This is a genomic window from Accumulibacter sp., assembly GCF_023806565.1.
In the GTDB taxonomy this organism is placed as follows: Bacteria; Pseudomonadota; Gammaproteobacteria; order Burkholderiales; family Rhodocyclaceae; genus Accumulibacter.
In genome coordinates, this window is sequence record NZ_JAMTDV010000101.1 from 1 (window position 1) to 2,820 (window position 2,820).

The 2,820-nt window shown below is 64.7% G+C and carries 1 protein-coding gene; it reads right to left on the reverse strand.

The features are described 5' to 3' along the window. Positions 1-28: 28 nt before the first annotated feature. Positions 29-2,602 (reverse strand): DNA mismatch repair protein MutS, encoded by a 2,574-nt coding sequence (gene mutS / locus NFV80_RS11375; protein WP_295329274.1) that lies wholly within the window; start codon positions 2,600-2,602, stop codon positions 29-31. Between the last annotated feature and the right edge of the window lie 218 nt (positions 2,603-2,820).

Here is a 2,820-nt window from a genome sequence, read left to right on the forward strand (position 1 = left end):
AGCAGTGCCGCTCGCAGGCATCGGAGGATCATTGCAGTAGCGATTTCAGTTCGTAGAGTACGTCGAGTGCTTCGCGCGGGGTCAGGCGATCGGGATCGATCGAGCGCAGTCGCTCGATCGCCGGTGGCGGCGCTGTTTCGCTCGCTTCCGCGTCATCCGCCAGCGCCGTCGCGAAGAGGTCGGGTTGCAGGGGGTTGATCGAAGCGCGTTGTTCGAACTCGTGCAACTGCCGACGGGCTGCCCGGATCACCGGCAAGGGAATTCCTGCCAGGGCTGCCACCTGGATGCCATAGCTCTGGTTGGCTGGCCCTTCCTCTACCGCGTGCAGGAAAACGATGCGCTCGCCGTGCTCGATCGCGTCGAGGTGCACGTTGGCCAGTTCCGGGTACTCGTTGGCCAGCAGCGTCAGCTCAAAGTAGTGCGTTGCGAACAGCGTCAGGCAGCGGTTCCTTTCCAGCAGCCGGCGGCAGATGGCGAAAGCCAGCGCCATCCCGTCAAAGGTCGAGGTGCCGCGGCCGATTTCATCCATCAGCACCAGACTGTTCTCGGTCGCGTGATGCAGGATCGCCGCCGCTTCGGTCATCTCGACCATGAATGTCGAGCGTCCGGCGGCGAGATCGTCGGCGGCGCCGATGCGGGTGAATATCTGGTCGAGCGGGCCGAGCACGGCGCGCGTCGCCGGTACCCAGGAGCCGACATAGGCGAGCAGCGCGATCAGCGCTGTCTGCCGCATGTAGGTCGACTTGCCTCCCATGTTCGGACCGGTAATCAGCAGCAGGCGGCGTTCGTCGGCCAAGCGCGTATCGTTGGCGATGAAGCACGCGCCGTCGTCGAGCTGATCCTCGACAACCGGATGCCGACCGCCCTCGATCCGCAGTCCCGGCTCGGACGAAAACGTCGGATGACAATAGTTGCGCTTGTGCGCCGTATCGGCCAGGCTGCTGAGCAAGTCCACCGCGGCCACCGCCTGGGCGATCGCCTGCAAGCGTGGCAGGTCCTCCTGCAGGGCCGCGAGAAGCCCGTCGTAGAGCCGCTTCTCGCGCGCCAGTGCCCGCTCCCGCGCCGACAGGGCCTTGTCCTCGAAAGCCTTCAGTTCCGGCGTCAGGTAGCGCTCGGCATTCTTCAGCGTCTGCCGCCGGCGGTAATCGTCGGGCACCTTGCTGGCATGGGCGTTGCCTACCTCGATGTAGAAACCGTGCACGCGGTTGTATTCGACTTTCAGGGAACCGATACCGGTGCGCTCGCGCTCGCGCGCCTCGAGTTCGACCAGGAAGCTGCCGCAGTTCTCGTTGAGCGCGCGCAGTTCGTCGAGATTGGCATCGAAGCCGTCGGCGATAACCCCGCCATCGCGGATCAGAGCCGCCGGTTCGGGCCGGATCGCGCGCTCGAGCAGGCCGACGGCAGCGGACGGGGTCGCCATTTGCTCGTGGAGCTCGGCGAGCAGCGGCGCGGCGCTCGTCGCCAGCGGTGCCCGCAACTCGGACAATCGTCGCAGACTGTCGCGCAGGCTCGACAGGTCGCGCGGGCGCGCGCTGCAGAGCGCGATCCGGCCGGCGATCCGTTCGATGTCGGCAAAGCCGCGCAAAGCCTCGCGCAGCGTCCGCAGGGTCAGGCCGGCGTCGTCAAGCAGCATGGCGATCGCGGCGTGCCGCGCGCTGGGGATCGCAGGATCGCGCAGCGGGTGGTGCAGAGTGTGTCGCAGCAGGCGCGAACCCATCGCCGTGACGCAGTTGTCGAGCACGCTGCAGAGCGTCGGGGCAGCCTGGCCGCGCAGCGTTTCGGTGAGTTCGAGATTGCGGCGCGTCGCCGTATCGAGCCCGACGAAGGTCACGTCGTGTTCGACCAGGAGTGCGCGCAGATGCGGTAAGGCCCGTGCCTGGGTCGCCTTTGCGTAGCGCAGCAAGGCGCCTGCGGCGGCAATTGCCGGGCGCAGGCCGTCGGCCCCGAAACCGGCGAGCGAGGTCGTGCCGAAGTGCGCACAGAGTTCGCGACTGGCGTTGGCAAAATCGAAATGCCAGTCCGCTTGGCGAGTCAGAGCCACTTCGGCAGGAAGGGACAGGCCGAGACTTTCGGGAACGAGGACTTCGGCGGGTCGGACGCGTTCGAGCGTCGCTGCGAGCTTGCCCGGCGCCACTTCACAGACGCGGAACTCGCCGCTCGCCAGGTTGATCCAGGCCAGACCGACGACTTGCCTGTTGGCAGACAGCGAGAGCAGCAGCGTGTCCCGTTTTTCGTCGAGCAGCGCGCTGTCGGTCAGCGTGCCGGGCGTGACGATGCGTACCACGGCCCGCTCGACCGGACCCTTGCTGGTTGCCGGGTCGCCGATCTGCTCGCAGATCACCACCGACTCACCCAGGCGGACCAGCCGTGCCAGATACTGCTCAACCGCATGGTAGGGAACGCCGGCCATCCGGATCGGCTGCCCGGCCGACTGTCCGCGCGTCGTCAGCGTGATGTCGAGCAGGCGCGCTGCCTTCTCTGCATCGTCGAAGAACAGTTCGTAGAAGTCGCCCATCCGGTAGAACAGCAGCAGCCCCGGATGTTCGGCCTTGATGCGCAGGTACTGCTGCATCATCGGGGTGTGCTGATGTTCCTTCAACATTCGAATTTAATTTAGAAATATTGGATTCAGAAATTCGTCTGCGATATTTGCTTGTGGCTCATAAGAGCTTCTTGAAACGCTTGTCGCCCCTTGCATTCGATGTAATGCCTTCATTTGGGTTAAGCGGAGATTTCTGATTGCTTGGGAAATCTGAGGGAGCTCAAGGGTGACCATTATCCGTGATCTAGTGGGTTTGCCCAACGGAACGTGCACCCAAT